We start from the raw sequence: 17775 nt of genomic DNA on the forward strand, positions 1-17775 counted from the left end.
GGACCACCGCCTCGCGGAGCCCACCACCCCGAGCAAGGAAGCACTCTTGAACGCCACTCCCGCATCCGACGGCCGTCCCCGTCCCACCGCGTCCGGAGCCTGCGACACGCAGAGCCCGGACACTCAGGAACGCGAAACGGTCCCCCGGCAGAAGGGCGGCGGCCAGGAGGCCGAGCGTCTGCACGCGTCCACCGTCGACTTCCTGGAACACCCCGACGCGGCAACCGCCGCACAGGCAGCTGCAGTTGAGAACCTGCTCCGCTGCTGGGTGCGCGAGAACGACATCGCCCCTCCATCTCTCGGTGTCCTACGGATCCCGCTGCCCGCCAGCGGTACCGGTCTGCTGGTCCCTGTCCACTACTGGTCGCCCACCGGCTGGCACCGATTCGGCCTGCCGTACCTGGACAGCGGCCCCCACGGGGCCCCCTGCGTCGACGCCGTGACCCTGGCCGCGCTCCTCGGTCGCGAGTCGGCGCTTCCCGGCCCGCCCAGCGAGCAGCAGACCGGGGCAGTCGCTCCGGAGCAGCTGTCGGCCGAGCTCGGCGCCGCCCCCTTCGGCGGCAGCGGCGGCCCGTCCGCCGACAGCGGTGACCTGGTCGGCCGGGTCGCCGACTCGGTGCGCCGCACCGCCGAGTTCATCGCCGACCGCCGCCACCGGCCCGCCGACGACCCCGACCGCTTCCTCGCCGCGGAACAGTCCCTGCTCCTCGGCCACCCGCTGCACCCGACGCCGAAGAGTCGCGAAGGGCTCTCCGAGGCCGAAGCCCGCCTGTACTCACCGGAGTCACGCGGCTCCTTCCCCCTGCACTGGCTCGCGGTGGCACCCGAAGCCCTCGCCCACGACTCGGCCTGGACCGAACGCGGCCGCACGGTCACCGCCCCCGACCTCACCTCCCAACTCGTCGGTCCCGGACTCGCACTGCCCGCCGGACACGCGGCCCTGCCCCTGCACCCCTGGCAGATGCGCGAGCTCCGGCACCGCCCCGCCGTCGCCGCCCTCCTCGACGCCGGCCTCCTGACCGACCTCGGCCCGCACGGCGAACCCTGGTTCCCCACCTCCTCCGTCCGCACCCTGTACCGGCCCGGCGCGCCCGCCATGCTGAAACTCTCGCTCGGCCTGCGCATCACCAACTCCCGCCGCGAGAACCTCCGCAAGGAACTCCACCGCGGTGTCGAGGTCCATCGCCTGCTCCGCAGCGGCCTGGCCGAACAGTGGCGTGCGGCCCACCCCGGATTCGACATCGTCCGCGACCCGGCCTGGCTCGCCGTGGACCTCCCCGACGGCGCCCCGGCACTCGGCCTCGACGTCATGATCCGGAACAACCCCTTCGGTCCCGAGGACGACGTCTCCTGCATCGCCGGCTTCGTCTCGCCCAGGCCCCCCGCCGACGAACCCGCCTCCACGGGCCGCACCCCCGTCGTCTCGCGCCTGGAGACGACCATCACCGGCCTCGCGGCCCGTACCGGACGCCCCCGCGGAGCCGTGTCCGCCGAGTGGTTCCTGCGCTACCTCGAACACGTCGTACGTCCCGTGCTCTGGCTCGACAGCGAAGCCGGCATCGCCCTCGAAGCCCACCAGCAGAACACGCTGTTGCTGCTCGACCCCGAAGGCTGGCCCGTCGGCGGGCGCTACCGCGACAACCAGGGTTACTACTTCCGGGAGTCCCACCGCGCCGCCCTCGACCAGAGACTTCCCGGCATCGGTACGCAGAGCGACACCTTCGTCTCCGACGAGGTCACCGACGAGCGGTTCGCCTACTACCTCGCCATCAACAACGTCCTCGGCCTCATCGGCGCCTTCGGGTCCCAACAGCTCGCCGACGAGCGGCTGTTGCTCGCGGCCTTCCGGCGCTTCCTCACCGAGACCGCGACCGGCCCGGCCCGGCTGCACAGCCCACTCCCGAGCCGCCTCCTCGACTCACCCACGCTGCGCTGCAAGGCGAACCTGCTCACCCGGCTCCACGGCCTCGACGAGCTCGTCGGCCCGGTCGACACCCAGTCCGTCTACGTCACCATCGCCAACCCCCTGCACTCCTGAGCCCCCACGTACGTGAGGACCACGCCCCGCACCACTTCCTGAGAGGAGCGTCGCCGTGCCCCCGACCGATGCGAGCACCGACGCCGGCACCACTCCTGTCGCCGACCCCACCGACCCGGCCGAGCACGCCGACACCTCCGCGCGCGCCGAACCGGCCGAGGAGTCTGACGCGTTGCAGAAGCCGGAGAACACGGACGGCCAGGACACCCTGGATCTGCGCCTCCCCGACGAACTGCTCGCGCTCATCGCCGAGCAGGAGAAGTCCCGCACCGAACGCCCCGGACCCATCGACGGACACCAGGGAGCTCTCGACGCCGTCACCCTGACCGAGCACGATCTCCTCGACGACGTGGGGGAGTGGGGACCGGTCACCACTCCCTCCGGCGTGTTCCAGCTCGTCCCTGCCCGCGTCGACCGCGACCTCGCGCTCATCACCCGCTGGATGAACGACCCCGCCGTGGCCGCCTTCTGGGAACTCGCCGGCCCGGACGACGTCACCAAGGACCATCTGCGCCCCCAGGTCGAAGGGGACGGACGCAGTGTTCCCTGCCTCGGCGTCCTGGACGGCACCCCCATGAGCTACTGGGAGGTCTACCGCGCCGACCTCGACCCGCTGGCCCGCCACTACCCCGCCCGCCCGCACGACACCGGAATCCACCTCCTCATCGGCGGTGTCGCCCATCGCGGCCGAGGACTCGGCACCACGCTGCTCAGAGCCGTCGCCGACCTCGTGCTCGACCATCGCCCGCAGTGCGGCCGTGTCGTAGCCGAACCCGACCTTCGCAACACCCCTTCCGTCTCCGCCTTCTTGAGCGCCGGATTCCGCTTCTCCGCCGAGGTGGACCTCCCCGACAAGCGGGCCGCGCTCATGGTCCGTGACCGAGCCCTGCGCACAGTGCTGTGAGCCGGTCACTCTTGGTACACCGCTCGACCCGATCCGGTTCCCTCCCGAGGAGTCCCCGTGCCGAATCCGCCCGTCGTCCCGAGTTCCGGAGAGCAGCCCGTGCTCTACGACCCGCCCGAGCTCACGCGTGAGAACTGGGATCGGGCAGGCGCACGGCTGCTGGCCAAGCTGATCGGTGAGTTCGCCTACGAGGACATCCTCCGGCCGGTCCCCGCGGACCGCCAAGCGGCGGCGGGACCGGGCCTGCACCTCTACACCTTGACCGTGCCGGACGACACGGCGCCGCCGACCGCCGACCCGGCCGACCTGGCCGGGGATCCGGTCGGCGGGACCGCGGCCGGCGGCGTACTGCGCTTCCGAGCCCGCCGTGGCGCGTACGGCAGCTGGCACGTCGATCCGACGAGCCTCACCTGGACGTCCGGCCCGAGCACCCGCACCGGCCCCGACGTCACCACCGGTATCACGGACCCGGCAGCGGTACCGCTGACCGACCCGCTCGCCTTCCTCGTCCGCGCCAAGCGGATCCTCGGCCTCGACGGCACCACCCTCGGCCACATCATCCGCGAACTCACCGTCACGCTCGCCGCCGACGCCCGGCTCGACCACACCGGGCTCAGCGCCCCCCAGCTCGCCGACCTCGGGTACGCCGAGCTGGAAGGCCATCAGACCGGCCATCCCTGGCTCGTACTGAACAAGGGACGCCTCGGCTTCTCGGCGACCGACGCCGCGCTCTGGGCCCCCGAGGCCCGCCGCCGCACCAGCCTTCCCTGGATCGCCGTGCACACCGACCTGGCCCGGTACCGAGGTGTGGCGGGCCTGGACTCCGCCGATGTCCTCTACTCCCGTGAACTGGACGCACCGACGCGCGAGCTGTTCGCCGCGACGCTGCGCGCCCGCGGCCTGGACCCGGCGGCCTACCTCTATCTCCCCGTGCACCCCTGGCAGTGGGACGACATCGTCCTGCCGCTGTTCGCACCGGCCGTCGCGGCGGGCACCATCGTCCCCCTGCCCGCCGACAGCGACCTGCGGCTGCCGCAACAGTCCATCCGTACGTTCCTGAACACCACGCACCCCGAGCGGCTCACCGTCAAACTGCCGCTGTCCGTGCTCAACACCCTTGTATGGCGCGGCCTTCCGACGGAGCGCACGCTGGTCGCGCCCGCCGTCACCACATGGATGCACGCACTCCGCGACGCGGATCCCTTCCTGAGGGAAGAATGCGGCGTCATCCTGCTGGGAGAAGTCGCGTCGGTCACGGTCAACCACCCGCTGTACGACGGCCTCGACGAAGTCCCCTACCAGTACAAGGAATTGCTGGGTGTCATCTGGCGCGAGCCGGTCTCCCGCCGGCTCGTCCCGGGGGAGCGCGCCCGCACGCTCGCTTCCTTGTTGCACGTCGACCCCCGAGGCAGGGCGTTCACCGCCGAACTGGTCGCGCGTTCCGGACTCGACCCGAAGACGTGGCTGCGCCGGCTCTTCGCGGCCCTGCTCCCGCCCCTGCTGCGCTTCCTGTACCGCTACGGAACGGTGTTCTCGCCCCACGGCGAGAACGCCATCGTCGTCTTCGACGACCAGGACGTGCCGGTGCGGCTCGCGGTCAAGGACTTCGTGGACGACGTCAACGTCAGCGACGTCGCACTCCCCGAACACGACTCCATGCCGCAGGAGGTCCGTGACGTCCTGCTCACGGAACGTCCCGACTTCCTGACCCAGTTCATCCATTCCGGTCTGTTCGTCGGCGTCTTCCGCTACCTGGCCCCGCTGTGCGAGGAACAACTCGGCGTACCCGAGGACGAGTTCTGGTCCCTGGTGCGCGCCGAGATCCTCCGCCACCACGCCCGCTTCCCGGAGCTCAAGGATCGCTACGAGATGTTCGACCTGCTCACCCCGCACATCGAGCGCCTGTGCCTCAACCGCAACCGGCTGCACCTCGACGGGTACCGTGACCGCGCCCACCGCCCGCACGCCGCCGTGCACGGCACCGTGGACAACCCCCTGCACCAGCCGTGATCGCGGGATTGTCAGTGGGGCCCCTTAGGGTGGTCGAGCTATGACGAAGCCCTCACTCCCCGAGCTCCTGCACGCCGCTGTGACCGCTGTCGGCGGCACGGAGCGCCCTGGCCAGGTCACCATGGCCGAGACCGTCGCCGAGGCGATCGACGACGGTTCCCATCTGCTCGTCCAGGCGGGCACCGGCACCGGAAAGTCGCTCGGCTATCTGGTGCCGGCCCTGGCTCACGGGGAGCGCGTCGTGGTGGCGACCGCCACCCTGGCGCTGCAGCGCCAGCTCGTGGAGCGGGACCTGCCGCGCACGGTCGAGTCGCTGCACCCGCTGCTGCGCCGCCGCCCCAGCTTCGCCATGCTCAAGGGCAGGTCGAACTACTTGTGCCTGCACCGCCTGCACGAAGGCGTGCCGCAGGAGGAGGACGAAGGCCTCTTCGACCAGTTCGAGGCGGCCGCACCGACCAGCAAGCTGGGCCAGGACCTGCTCCGCATGCGGGACTGGGCGGACGAGACGGAGACAGGCGACCGGGACGACCTCACCCCAGGCGTCTCCGACAAGGCCTGGTCCCAGGTGTCCGTCTCCTCGCGCGAATGCCTGGGCGCCTCGAAATGCGCGTACGGACAGGAGTGCTTCGCCGAGATGTCGCGCGAGCGCGCCAAGCTCGCCGACGTCATCGTCACCAACCACGCACTCCTCGCGATCGACGCCATCGAGGGCGCCCCGGTGCTGCCCCAGCACGAGGTGCTGATCGTCGACGAGGCCCACGAGCTGGTCTCCCGGGTGACCGGTGTCGCCACGGGTGAGCTGACGCCCGGGCAGGTCAACCGCGCGGTGCGCCGCGCCGCGAAGCTCGTGAACGAGAAGGCCGCCGACCAGCTGCAGACCGCCGCCGAGGGCTTCGAGCGGCTCATGGAGCTGGCCCTGCCCGGCCGCCTCGAAGAGATCCCCGAGGACCTCGGCTACGCGCTGATGGCGCTGCGCGACGCGGCCCGCACCGTGATCACGGCCCTCGGTACGACGCGCGACAAGTCCGTCCAGGACGAGGACGCCGTACGGAAGCAGGCCCTCGCCTCCGTGGAGACGATCCACGACGTCGCGGAGCGGATCACGAACGGATCGGAGTGGGACGTCGTCTGGTACGAGCGCCACGACCGGTTCGGCGCATCACTGCGCGTCGCCCCCATGTCCGTCTCGGGTCTGCTGCGGGAGAAGCTCTTCACCGACCGCTCCGTGATCCTGACGTCCGCGACGCTGAAGCTCGGCGGCGATTTCAACGGGGTGGGCGCCTCGCTCGGCCTCGCCCCCGAAGGCACCACCGGCGAAGACCTGCCCGAATGGAAGGGCGTCGACGTCGGCTCGCCGTTCGACTACCCGAAGCAGGGCATCCTCTACGTCGCCAAGCACCTGGCCCGGCCGGCGCGCGAGGGCACGCGCAGCGACATGATGGACGAGTTGGCGGAGCTCATGCAGGCGGCCGGCGGCCGCACGCTCGGCCTCTTCTCCTCGATGCGCGGCGCGCAGGCCGCCGCGGAGGAGCTGCGCACCAGAATCCCCGAGTTCCCGATCCTGCTGCAGGGCGAGGACACCCTGGGAGAACTGATCAAGGGATTCGCCGCGGACCCGAAGACGTGCCTGTTCGGCACGCTCTCGTTGTGGCAGGGCGTGGACGTCCCGGGACCCAGTTGCCAGCTGGTGGTCATGGACAAGATCCCCTTCCCGCGCCCCGACGACCCGTTGATGAGCGCCCGGCAGAAGGCCGTGGAAGACGCCGGGGGCAACGGCTTCATGGCCGTCGCGGCGACCCACTCGGCCCTGTTGATGGCACAGGGCGCGGGGCGCCTCGTCCGTGCGACGGGGGACCGCGGCGTCGTCGCCGTCCTCGACCCCCGCCTTGCGACGGCCCGCTACGGCAGCTATCTGCGGGCTTCGATGCCGAACTTCTGGTACACGACGGACCGGAACCAGGTACGGCGCTCCCTCGCGGCGATCGACACCGTGGCGAAGGCGGACGGTCAGTAGCTTCTGCGAGTCCGGGGCCGGGCGCGGACAGCGCTGGGCCCCGGAACCGGCGCAGTTGGTCCCGGGGCCCGGTCAGGGAGGAGCGTCAGACGCGCCGCAGAACGGCCACCACCTTGCCCAGGATGGTCGCCTCGTCACCAGGGATCGGCTGGTACGCGGAGTTGTGCGGGAGCAGCCAGACATGGCCGTCCTCACGCTTGAAGCGCTTGACCGTGGCCTCACCGTCGAGCATCGCCGCGACGATGTCGCCGTTCTCCGCGACCGGCTGGCGGCGGACCGTGACCCAGTCGCCGTCACAGATGGCGGCCTCGATCATCGAGTCACCGACGACCTTCAGGACGAACAGCTCACCGTCGCCGACCAGCTGCCGGGGGAGCGGGAAGACATCCTCGACCGACTCCTCGGCGAGGATCGGTCCACCGGCGGCGATACGACCGACGAGCGGTACGTAGGACGCGGCGGGCTTGCCCGTGGTGTCCGTGGGCTGCGAGCTCGGCTGGTCCGAGCCGCGGACCTCGTACGCACGCGGGCGGTGCGGGTCGCGGCGCAGGAACCCCTTGCGCTCGAGGGCCATCAGCTGGTGGGCGACCGACGACGTGCTGGACAGGCCGACCGCCTGGCCGATCTCCCGCATCGACGGCGGGTAGCCCCGACGCTGCACCGAGTCCCGGATGACCTCGATCACCCGGCGCTGGCGGTCGGTGAGCCCCGAGCTGTCCGCGCGGATGCCTGGAGGTCGGCCGGGAAGGGAGCGTCCGGGCTTGGGCCCCTCCTGGTTCATGGCTGCGTCATTCATGGCATGCACCGGCTCGAGTCGGCCCTGGGGGCGGCCCTGGGCAGTGATGGTGGCACTGTCTGCGGTCGTGGTCACGTCGGTCGGCCCCTCTCGAGAATGTCTCCCTAGCTAGCCAACGGTAGTTCCTTTCGAAAGGTTGCGCCAAACACACGTTCGAGTGAAAAATCGTAGATTGCTTGTCGTGATCATGTGCCTGGGTGTATGCCGCCGCCTTGGGCGGGGAGGCAATTCGGTTCAATCCGGTACGCTTCAGCGCCGGGACCGAGACCCGCCTGGCGGGCCTCTTCAGTCTGCCACCCACCCTCCCGCCGACGGGACACCGCCCCCTTTTCGCGTGCGTCGCGCCGCGCCGGGCCTGTGGCCTGTGAGGTTTACGGGCTGTGCATCGGTGGTCCCGACTGCGCGACACGCGCTAGGGCCAGAAAAGCAACCAAACCCCAGATGTAGTGGTTGGATTGCATCAGCAGCCCAGAAGTTGTGGTCCCCGGGTCTTCGGGTCCGAGGTCATCGCCTATGCTTGGGGCTGCCGCGAGAGGCGTGACCAGCTTCTCGGGGCTATCGAGTCGTGCTGTGAAGGAGGGTTGGGAGCTCATGCACTGCCCCTTCTGCAGGCATCCCGACAGCCGTGTCGTCGACAGTCGCACCACTGATGACGGCACGTCGATCCGCCGGCGCCGTCAGTGCCCGGACTGCTCCCGTCGTTTCACGACGGTGGAGACGTGTTCGCTGATGGTGGTCAAGCGGAGCGGGGTGACCGAACCCTTCAGTCGCACCAAGGTCATCAACGGCGTACGCAAGGCGTGTCAGGGGCGGCCGGTGACCGAGGACGCCCTCGCCCAGCTCGGCCAGCGGGTCGAGGAGGCGGTGCGCGCCACCGGCAGTGCCGAACTGACCACTCACGATGTGGGCCTGGCCATACTGGGCCCGCTTCAGGAGCTGGACCTCGTCGCCTACTTGCGCTTCGCGTCCGTGTACCGGGCGTTCAATTCGCTCGAGGACTTCGAGTCGGCGATCGCGGAACTGAGGGAACAGGCGCCCGGTGCGGACGGCCCGGGCGAAGAACGCGCAGAGAGCGACAGCGGGCCCGGCGGGACGGTTGAAGTCCCCGTGCCCGCCCACGCCGCCGACTGACCGGCAGGGGCCGGGCGGCGGCGATCCACAGACCTGTTGCGGGCGGCGAGAGCGGCGGCCGCGACACAAGACACACACCGTGCCACGGGAAGAACGCGGCACTTTTGGGCGTTTTAGCCCGGTATATGGGAGGCGGCATGACAGAGACGGCGAGCGGCCCGGCACGAGGTTCCCGAGTCAAGGGTTCCAAGTCCACCAAGGGTCTGCGCATCGAGCGCATCCACACCAGCCCCGGCGTGCATCCGTACGACGAGGTGGAGTGGGCGCGTCGTGACGTCGTCATGACCAATTGGCGCGACGGCTCGGTCAATTTCGAGCAGCGTGGCGTCGAGTTCCCCGAGTTCTGGTCGGTGAACGCGGTCAACATCGTCACCAGCAAGTACTTCCGCGGTGCTGTGGGTACCCCGCAGCGTGAGGTGAGCCTCAAGCAGCTCATCGACCGCATCGTGAAGACGTATCGGAAGGCCGGCGAGGACTACAAGTACTTCGCTTCGCCCGCCGACGCCGAGATCTTCGAGCACGAGCTGGCGTACGCCCTCCTGCACCAGATCTTCAGCTTCAACTCGCCGGTGTGGTTCAACGTGGGCACGCCGCAGCCCCAGCAGGTCTCCGCCTGCTTCATCCTGTCCGTCGACGACTCCATGGAGTCGATCCTCGACTGGTACAAGGAAGAGGGCATGATCTTCAAGGGCGGCTCCGGCGCCGGCCTGAACCTCTCTCGCATCCGCTCCTCCAAGGAGCTCCTGTCCTCGGGCGGCAACGCCTCGGGTCCGGTCTCCTTCATGCGCGGTGCCGACGCCTCTGCAGGAACGATCAAGTCGGGTGGCGCCACGCGTCGCGCGGCCAAGATGGTCATCCTGGATGTCGACCACCCCGACATCGAGGGCTTCATCGAGACCAAGGTGAAGGAAGAGGAGAAGATCCGCGCGCTGCGTGACGCGGGCTTCGACATGGACCTGGGCGGCGACGACATCACGTCCGTCCAGTACCAGAACGCCAACAACTCGGTGCGCGTGAACGACGAGTTCATGAAGGCCGTCGAGGCCGGCTCCAAGTTCGGCCTGCGCGGCCGCATGGACGGCGAGGTCATCGAGGAGGTCGACGCCAAGTCGCTCTTCCGCAAGATGGCCGAGGCCGCCTGGGCCTGTGCCGACCCCGGCATCCAGTACGACGACACCATCAACCAGTGGCACACGTGCCCGGAGTCCGGCCGCATCAACGGCTCGAACCCGTGCAGCGAGTACATGCACCTGGACAACACGTCCTGCAACCTCGCCTCGCTGAACCTGATGAAGTTCCTGAAGGACGACGGCAAGGGCAACCAGTCCTTCGACGTCGAGCGCTTCTCGAAGGTCGTCGAGCTCGTCATCACCGCGATGGACATCTCCATCTGCTTCGCGGACTTCCCCACCGAGAAGATCGGTGAGAACACCCGCGCCTTCCGTCAGCTCGGCATCGGTTACGCGAACCTGGGCGCCCTGCTCATGGCGACCGGCCACGCCTACGACTCGGACGGCGGCCGCGCTCTCGCCGGCGCCATCTCGTCGCTGATGACGGGTACCTCGTACAAGCGCTCCGCGGAGCTCGCCGCGGTCGTCGGCCCGTACGACGGTTACGCCAAGAACGCCACGCCGCACCAGCGCGTCATGAAGCAGCACGCCGACGCCAACACCGTGGCTGTCCGCATGGACGACCTGGACACCCCGATCTGGGCCGCCGCCACGGAGGCCTGGCAGGACGTGCTCCGCCTCGGCGAGAAGAACGGTTTCCGTAACGCGCAGGCGTCCGTCATCGCCCCGACCGGCACCATCGGTCTCGCGATGTCCTGCGACACCACCGGCCTCGAGCCGGACCTCGCCCTGGTCAAGTTCAAGAAGCTGGTCGGCGGCGGTTCGATGCAGATCGTCAACGGCACCGTGCCGCAGGCCCTGCGTCGCCTGGGTTACCAGGAGGAGCAGATCGAGGCGATCGTCGCGCACATCGCCGAGAACGGGAACGTCATCGACGCCCCCGGCCTCAAGACCGAGCACTACGAGGTCTTCGACTGCGCCATGGGCGAGCGCTCCATCTCCGCGATGGGCCACGTCCGCATGATGGCGGCCATCCAGCCGTGGATCTCGGGCGCCCTGTCCAAGACGGTCAACCTGCCGGAGACGGCGACCGTCGAGGACGTCGAGGAGGTCTACTTCGAGGCCTGGAAGATGGGCGTCAAGGCGCTCGCCATCTACCGCGACAACTGCAAGGTCGGCCAGCCCCTCTCCGCCAAGACCAAGGAGAAGGAGAAGACCGAGGTCACGGAGAAGGCCGAGGCCGAGATCCGCAAGGCCGTCGAGAAGGTCGTCGAGTACCGCCCGGTCCGCAAGCGTCTGCCCAAGGGCCGTCCCGGCATCACCACCTCCTTCACGGTGGGCGGCGCCGAGGGCTACATGACCGCCAACTCCTACCCGGACGACGGTCTCGGTGAGGTCTTCCTGAAGATGTCCAAGCAGGGCTCCACCCTCGCGGGCATGATGGACGCCTTCTCCATCGCCGTCTCGGTCGGCCTCCAGTACGGCGTGCCACTGGAGACCTACGTCTCGAAGTTCACCAACATGCGCTTCGAGCCGGCCGGCATGACGGACGACCCGGACGTGCGGATGGCGCAGTCGATCGTCGACTACATCTTCCGCCGTCTGGCGCTGGACTTCCTGCCCTTCGAGACGCGCTCCGCGCTCGGCATCCACTCCGCCGAGGAGCGTCAGCGTCACCTGGAGACCGGCTCCTACGAGCCGTCCGAGGAGGAGCTCGACGTCGAGGGCCTGGCCCAGTCGGCGCCGCTCGCCCAGGAGCTGAAGGCCGTGGAGACGCCGAAGGCGGAGTCCGCCGCCACGGTGCCCGCCCCGAAGCAGGCGCACACCAGCGCCGAGCTCGTCGAGATGCAGCTGGGCATCCAGGCCGATGCCCCGCTCTGCTTCTCCTGCGGTACGAAGATGCAGCGCGCCGGATCCTGCTACATCTGCGAGGGCTGCGGCTCGACCAGCGGTTGCAGCTGATCCGCGGCTGATCGGCTGAGCTGAGGGCGGCGGGACCACTACGGTCCCGCCGCCCTTCGGCGTTCGTACCGTGAGAGCGCCGCAGAGCACTCCCCGGTGCTACAGGGTCCCCATCGCCGCGGTGAAGGCGGTGAGGTCGCCGTCGAAGCCGCGTACGACCTCGTGGAACGACCACTCGCCGTCGGCGTCCCGCGTGAACTCGGCGATGGTGGTGGCCGAGTGGGCCGCCACCGCGGAGAAGTCGTGCTGCGACAGATCCGTGTATCCCGTGCGTATGCGCACCGCCGTGCTCTTCACGTGCCAGAACGTCTTGGCCCTGCCCGACGGCTGCTCGTTCTGCTGGATGGCCACGCCCACCACCACGCGCGCGTACTGCGGCGCCAAGCGCTCCAGCTCGAGCGTCATGACCTCGTCGAAGCCGAAGCCCTGACCGGTTCTGCTGTCCCGGTTGAGGATGATCGTCCCGTCGGGGGAGCGGCTGTCGAAGTGCACGACGTAGGCCGGGGCGGCGCGCGGGTTGTCGCGCGTGTACGCCGCCGCGACCAGGTCCAGATCGTGGTGGGGCGAACCGACCGGGCTCGGGTCCCACTTCAGCCCGACCTCGACCTTCTCGATCCCCTTGCGGAGACTGCTCACCGAACTCCCCCTTCTCGGTGTGTTGTTGAGTGCTACCGACACGCTACGTCGTCCCACCGACAACGGTCGGCCCGTCCTTGTCAGTGAGGGATGCGACGCGGCGGTCGCGACGGGATCTCCTCGCGGAACGTCTCGATGGCAGTGCTGACCTGACGCATGAGGTGGGTGTCCTCTATCCGGTCGAGATAGCGGCAGTGCCGGGCCACGCCGTCGAGTTCGAAGGCGAAGTACAGGGCCATCAGAGGATTGATGAACAGCTCGCTCCCGCGCGTGCGTTCCGTGAACTGCACGTTCCCGAAAGAACCTTGGACCGCCGCGGCGATGGATCCGTTGACGATGCTCGGATGCTCCGGTGTGTGCGCCTGGGCGTGCGCGACGGCGTCCAGGAACAGCGCGCCTTCCTTGGAGGCCCTGGAGAGCGAGAAGGCGCCGAGGTAGTGGCCCGCGCGTTCCAGTGCGGCGATGTTCTCCAGGACGAGGCCATGACTGACCCCGTGGTAGGCGTCCACACCGAACCCGAGGGAAAGCACGAGCCGTTCGGGCCCGTCGATCCCCGCGAGCGCCGCGACGCTCGTGAGGTCCTCCTCCGGTGTGCCGAGACCGGTTTCGTCGCCGCGCATCAGGATGTCCGTACCGCCGTCCACCAGGACGACCGCGTCGATGTCGTAGCGCTCGATCAGCGCCTCGTAGGCGGCGCGCAGTGGCTGCACGCCCACGCGCGCGAAGGCGTGCACCGTGTCCGGATAGCCGTGCTGCCGCAGCCATTGAGCGAGGGTGCGCTCGGGGAAGTAGGTCTGGTGCAGTGCCGTGTCAGGGGTGATGCGGGCTACGTCGGGGGCCGTCCACGACTCCAGCGGCAGACCTTCGACCGCGCTGAAGGAGAGGTTGGCCAGATGGACCTCCTTGCCTTCGTGCACCAGCGAAAGGGCCACGGGCAGACCGGAGTAGATGTCGAAGCCGCCGCCGGCACCTGCCACGAGGATGCGTTGCGCGCCGGCGAGGCGGGCCGAAACAGGGTTGGTGAAGAGCGCCGTCATGCCGATCATTGTGGAGTGGCCCGGCACGGGGAAGAACTGGATATCGGCGCCTGGGGTTGGCCCTCGACCGCGCATGCCGCAGGCGCGCCGAACGAGGCGTTCATACAAGCGAGTTGAGAGCGTGGCTCGCCAGCGAGTTCGAGATCAAGATGAGCGGCGAGGGCCTCGCCGAGCCGGTGCGAGGGGACTGCGCCGGAGAGTGACCCCACGTCACGTACCGCGCCGTACGATGGCGCGGTGCTGGTCAAGTGGATTCGCTGCACTGTGGTGGACCGTCGGGGGTTCGAGCGGGGACAGCGGAAATGGGCGGGGCTCCTCGGGGAGCCGGGGTTCCGGGGACAGGGTGGGGGCTGGAGCAGGCAGCGACCCGACGTGGCCCATGTCTTCGGCTTCTGGGAGAGCCGCGCCTTCTACGACTCCTTCATGGCGCGCTCCCACGACCGGCTCGCGGCAGCGCAGGCGGGGACGTACAAAGACATGCAGGTCAAGCTCTTCGACCACCGCTTCGACGTGAAGACCGGGTTCGAGCCGCGGTTCACGGACGCGGACGTGGTGCGGGTCGCACACTGCAAGGTGAACGCCGAACGGGCCGAGCACTTCACCTTGATGCAGCAGAAGGTGTGGAACCCGGCGATGGCCGGGTCGCCCGGCATGGTCCGAGGGCTGTTCGGCGAGGCTCCCGGCGAGGAGTTCCTGGTCCTGTCGATGTGGCACTCCGCGGCCGAGCACGGCAAGTACCAGGTGGACCGGCTGGAGCGACTGTCCCTGCGTGCGCAGACGGAGGCCGACATCGCTTCCATCTCCGGTGACATCGTGCGCCTCGAACCGACCTGGACGGTGTGAACGCGTCGCCACGCGCGCGTGCCGCGCTCGGAGTGATCAGAGTCATCTACGCCGGATGGTCCGTACGAGTGCTCGAACGGGGCCGAACCGATCTAGGGTCGACGTATGGCACGACCGCGGCGCATCGTTCTTGTCCGGCACGGCGAATCCGAAGGCAACGCCGACGACACCGTCTATGAGCGCGAACCCGATCACGCTCTGGCGCTCACCGAGACGGGGTGGCGGCAGGCCGAGGAGACCGGCAAGGAACTGCGGGAGCTGTTCGGGCGTGAGCGCGTGAGCGTCTACGTCTCGCCCTACCGGCGCACGCACGAGACGCTCCGTGCCTTCCGTCTCGACCCCGATCTGATCCGCGTACGGGAGGAACCGCGCCTGCGGGAGCAGGACTGGGGGAACTGGCAGGATCGCGACGACGTGCGTCTCCAGAAGGCCTATCGAGACGCCTACGGGCATTTCTTCTACCGCTTCGCGCAAGGCGAGTCCGGTGCCGACGTGTACGACCGTGTCGGCGCCTTCCTGGAAAGCCTCTACCGCAGCTTCGAGGACCCCGATCACCCGCCGAACGTGCTGCTCGTGACGCACGGCCTGACCATGCGGCTGTTCTGCATGCGCTGGTTCCACTGGACCGTCCAGGACTTCGAATCGCTGTCGAACCCTGGGAACGCCGAGACGCGGTCGCTCGTTCTCGGGGAGAACGGGAAATACGTTCTGGACCGAGAATTTGAACGTTGGTGCGAACCGCGGCCTTATGGGGTCACCGGATAGATTGGCAGAGCGATGACCCCTGACTCCTCTCCCGACGGGCGCATGGACCGCGCCCTTGCCAGCCTGCGTGGACTCTCCGTAGGAGACGCACTGGGCTCGCAGTTCTTCGTTCCGGCGAATTATCCGCTGCTCAAGAGCCGTGATCTGCCCGAAGGCACCTGGCAGTGGACCGACGACACCGAGATGGCGTGCTCCGTGGCCGCTGTCCTCGCCGCTCACGGCCGCATCGACCAGGACGCCCTGGCCCGTTCGTTCGCCGAGCACCATGACTTCGACCGCGGGTACGGCCCTGCTGTGAACCGGCTGCTGCGGCAGATCCGGGAGGGCGGCGACTGGCGGGCGCTCGCGTCCGCGCTGTTCAAGGGGCAGGGGTCGTGGGGGAACGGGGCGTCGATGCGCATCGCCCCACTCGGTGCCTACTACGCCGATGATCCGGAGCAGGCCACCCACCAGGCCGAGATCTCGGCGTATCCCACGCATCAGCACCGCGAGGCGGTCGTCGGCGCGATGGCCGTGGCCGCCACCGCGGCGCTCGTGGCCGACCCGCAGGGACCGCCGACGCCGCACGCGCTGCTCGACGGCGTGATCGCGCTGGTGCCGCGCAGCGCGGTGCAGGCCGGGCTGCGCCGGGCCAAGGACATGCTCGACTACGGAGACCCGGTCACGGTGGCCGCGGTCCTCGGCTGCGGCCGGCGAACGACCGCGCACGACACCGTCCCGTTCGCCCTGTGGTCGGCGGCGCGGGGGCTCGGCGACTTCGAGGAAGCCTTCTGGAGCACCGCCCAGGTGGGCGGCGATCTCGACACGACCTGCGCGATCGTGGGCGGTGTCGTCGCCTCCGGCAAGGGCGGGGCGCCGTCGGCCGAGTGGCTGGAGCGCACCGAGCCGCTTCCGGAGTGGGCCCCGGCCGCACCGTCGGCCTGACGACCACGCCGGCGCCCGTGAGCCCGATCCACCCGTGGCGGTGGCCAGGGCAGGGACCGGGCACGGACGCCGTCGTCGGGGGACGTCGCTCGGTTACAGGGCCGGGGCGCCGGCCGTGCCGCCGAGTGCCTCCAAGTCGTTCTTGCGGACGCGGATGACGACCGTGGCGACGGCGAAGGCGACCACCGCCATGGCCGCGGCGGGTATGAAGGCCGTCGATATGCCGTGGGCGAGGACTTCATGGCTCCACGGGGCGGGCAGTTCGTGGGTCTTGGCGAACGCGGCCTTCTGCTCGGGAGAGGCCTGTGCCAGGAACAACGGCACCTGCTTGGCCGCTTCGTCGCGGCTGGCGGAGCCGAAGACCGTGGTCAGGATCGCCAGACCGATGGAGCCGCCCACCTGCTGCGTCGCGTTCAGCAGGGCGGAGGCCGCGCCCGCTTCGTGCGGGGCGACTCCGGAGACGGCGGTGACGGTGACCGTCACGAAGTTCAGACCCATGCCGAAGCCGAAGATCAGCATCGGACCGAGCACTCCGCCGACGTACGAGCTGTCCGTGTCGATCAGGGACTGCCAGGTCAGGCCGATGGCGACGAAGACGGAACCGATCATCAGGAAGGGCTTGGGGCCGAACGTCGGAAGCAGCCGCTGGGACACTCCGGCGCCCAGCGCGATGACCACGGTGACGGGCAGGAACGCCAGACCGGCCTGGATGGGGGAGTAGCCCAGCACGTTCTGCACGAAGAGCACGATGTAGAAGAACATGCCGAACATCGCCGCGGCGAGGCTGATCATGATCACGTACGTGCCCGAGCGGTTGCGGTCGGCGAACATCCGCAGAGGGGTGATCGGCTCCTTCGCGCGGCCCTCGACCAGGATGAAGAGGGCGAGAAGCACCACGGCCGCGCCGAACGCGCCCAGCGTGAGCGCGTCGCTCCAGCCGTCCGACGCGGCCCTGATGAACCCGTAGACGAGCGCGACCATGCCGAGCGTCGAAGTGAGCGCGCCGGTGATGTCGAAGCGTCCGGGGTGGCGCTCGGACTCCTTGATGTAGCGCGGGGCGAGTGCCGCGATGAGGAGGCCGATCGGTACGTTCACGAACAGCACCCAGCGCCAGTCGAGCCAGTCGGTCAGCAGGCCGCCGGCCAGCAGACCCACGGCGCCGCCGCCCGCGGAGACGGCGGCGAAGATACCGAACGCCCGGTTCCGCTCCGGGCCCTCGGGAAACGTCGTGGTGATGAGCGCGAGCGAGGTGGGCGAAGCGATCGCGCCACCGACGCCCTGGAGCACACGCGCGGCGAGCAACTGCCAGGGTTCCTGGGCCAGTCCGCCGAGCAGTGAGGCGAAGGTGAAGAGCAGGATGCCGCTGATGAAGACCCTGCGGCGCCCGAGGATGTCCCCGGCTCGGCCGCCGAGCAGCAGCAGGCCGCCGAAGGTGAGGGTGTAGGCGCTGACCACCCAGGTGAGGTCGGTGGTGGAGAAGCTCAGTGCCGTCTGGATGTGCGGCAGGGCGATGTTCACGATGGTGGCGTCGAGCACCACCATGAGCTGGCACGCGGCGATCACCGCGAGGGCGATGCCCGGGCGTGGTGAGCGGGCGGTCGGCCCTGGCGGTGTGGGCGCGGGTGACTGCGTCTGTATTTGATCG

13 protein-coding genes are annotated in these 17775 nt (G+C 69.3%); 9 read left to right on the forward strand and 4 right to left on the reverse strand.

The annotated features are described in order from the left end of the window. Positions 1-46 precede the first annotated feature (46 nt). From B072_RS0141555 to B072_RS0141570, 4 genes are read left to right on the forward strand one after another with little or no spacing between them, the layout of a single operon-like run. The gene (locus B072_RS0141555; RefSeq protein WP_018535930.1) at positions 47-2038 is read left to right on the forward strand and encodes an IucA/IucC family protein; all 1992 of its coding nucleotides are present in this window, start codon (positions 47-49) and stop codon (positions 2036-2038) included. 55 nt (positions 2039-2093) lie between these two features. Beyond that, on the forward strand, positions 2094-2942 hold the full coding sequence (locus tag B072_RS0141560; RefSeq protein ID WP_018535931.1) for a GNAT family N-acetyltransferase: 849 nt from the start codon (positions 2094-2096) through the stop codon (positions 2940-2942). 57 nt (positions 2943-2999) lie between these two features. Further along, positions 3000-4952 (forward strand): IucA/IucC family protein, encoded by a 1953-nt coding sequence (locus tag B072_RS0141565; RefSeq protein ID WP_018535932.1) that lies wholly within the window; start codon positions 3000-3002, stop codon positions 4950-4952. Positions 4953-4992: 40 nt separating this feature from the next. Continuing rightward, on the forward strand, positions 4993-6966 hold the full coding sequence (locus B072_RS0141570; RefSeq protein ID WP_018535933.1) for an ATP-dependent DNA helicase: 1974 nt from the start codon (positions 4993-4995) through the stop codon (positions 6964-6966). A gap of 85 nt (positions 6967-7051) precedes the next feature. On the opposite strand, the gene lexA is transcribed toward B072_RS0141570, so the two are convergent. Beyond that, positions 7052-7837 carry a transcriptional repressor LexA gene (gene lexA, locus B072_RS0141575; protein ID WP_026246878.1) on the reverse strand — a complete coding sequence of 262 codons (786 nt, stop codon included), beginning with the start codon at positions 7835-7837 and terminating at the stop codon, positions 7052-7054. A gap of 516 nt (positions 7838-8353) precedes the next feature. Here lexA and nrdR point away from each other — a divergent pair. After that, on the forward strand, positions 8354-8893 hold the full coding sequence (nrdR, locus tag B072_RS0141580) for a transcriptional regulator NrdR (RefSeq protein ID WP_026246879.1): 540 nt from the start codon (positions 8354-8356) through the stop codon (positions 8891-8893). A 137-nt stretch (positions 8894-9030) separates the two neighbouring features. Beyond that, positions 9031-11925, forward strand: a complete 2895-nt coding sequence (locus tag B072_RS0141585) for a vitamin B12-dependent ribonucleotide reductase (RefSeq protein WP_018535936.1) — start codon at positions 9031-9033, stop codon at positions 11923-11925. A gap of 99 nt (positions 11926-12024) precedes the next feature. Here B072_RS0141585 and B072_RS0141590 read toward each other — a convergent pair whose 3' ends face one another. Together B072_RS0141590 and B072_RS0141595 are read right to left on the reverse strand one after the other, a co-directional pair. After that, positions 12025-12561 carry a TerD family protein gene (locus B072_RS0141590; protein ID WP_018535937.1) on the reverse strand — a complete coding sequence of 179 codons (537 nt, stop codon included), beginning with the start codon at positions 12559-12561 and terminating at the stop codon, positions 12025-12027. A gap of 80 nt (positions 12562-12641) precedes the next feature. Then, positions 12642-13598 (reverse strand): DUF1152 domain-containing protein, encoded by a 957-nt coding sequence (locus tag B072_RS0141595; protein WP_018535938.1) that lies wholly within the window; start codon positions 13596-13598, stop codon positions 12642-12644. A gap of 237 nt (positions 13599-13835) precedes the next feature. Here B072_RS0141595 and B072_RS45295 point away from each other — a divergent pair, with 237 nt between their 5' ends. The 3 genes from B072_RS45295 to B072_RS0141615 all read left to right on the forward strand — a co-directional run bounded on the left by B072_RS45295 (position 13836) and on the right by B072_RS0141615 (position 16130). Beyond that, positions 13836-14441, forward strand: a complete 606-nt coding sequence (locus B072_RS45295) for a YdbC family protein (protein WP_043245666.1) — start codon at positions 13836-13838, stop codon at positions 14439-14441. A gap of 105 nt (positions 14442-14546) precedes the next feature. Beyond that, the gene (locus B072_RS0141610) at positions 14547-15206 is read left to right on the forward strand and encodes a histidine phosphatase family protein (protein ID WP_018535941.1); all 660 of its coding nucleotides are present in this window, start codon (positions 14547-14549) and stop codon (positions 15204-15206) included. Positions 15207-15218: 12 nt separating this feature from the next. After that, complete coding sequence (locus B072_RS0141615; protein WP_026246880.1) at positions 15219-16130, forward strand: ADP-ribosylglycohydrolase family protein; 912 nt, start codon at positions 15219-15221, stop codon at positions 16128-16130. Positions 16131-16223: 93 nt separating this feature from the next. Here the strand turns inward: B072_RS0141615 and B072_RS0141620 are convergent, their stop codons facing one another. Continuing rightward, entirely contained in the window at positions 16224-17768 is a 1545-nt protein-coding gene (locus B072_RS0141620; protein ID WP_051127412.1) for an MFS transporter, read from the reverse strand. Positions 17769-17775 lie beyond the last annotated feature (7 nt).

It is taken from the genome of Streptomyces sp. HmicA12, from assembly GCF_000373565.1.
Taxonomy (GTDB): Bacteria; Actinomycetota; Actinomycetes; order Streptomycetales; family Streptomycetaceae; genus Streptomyces.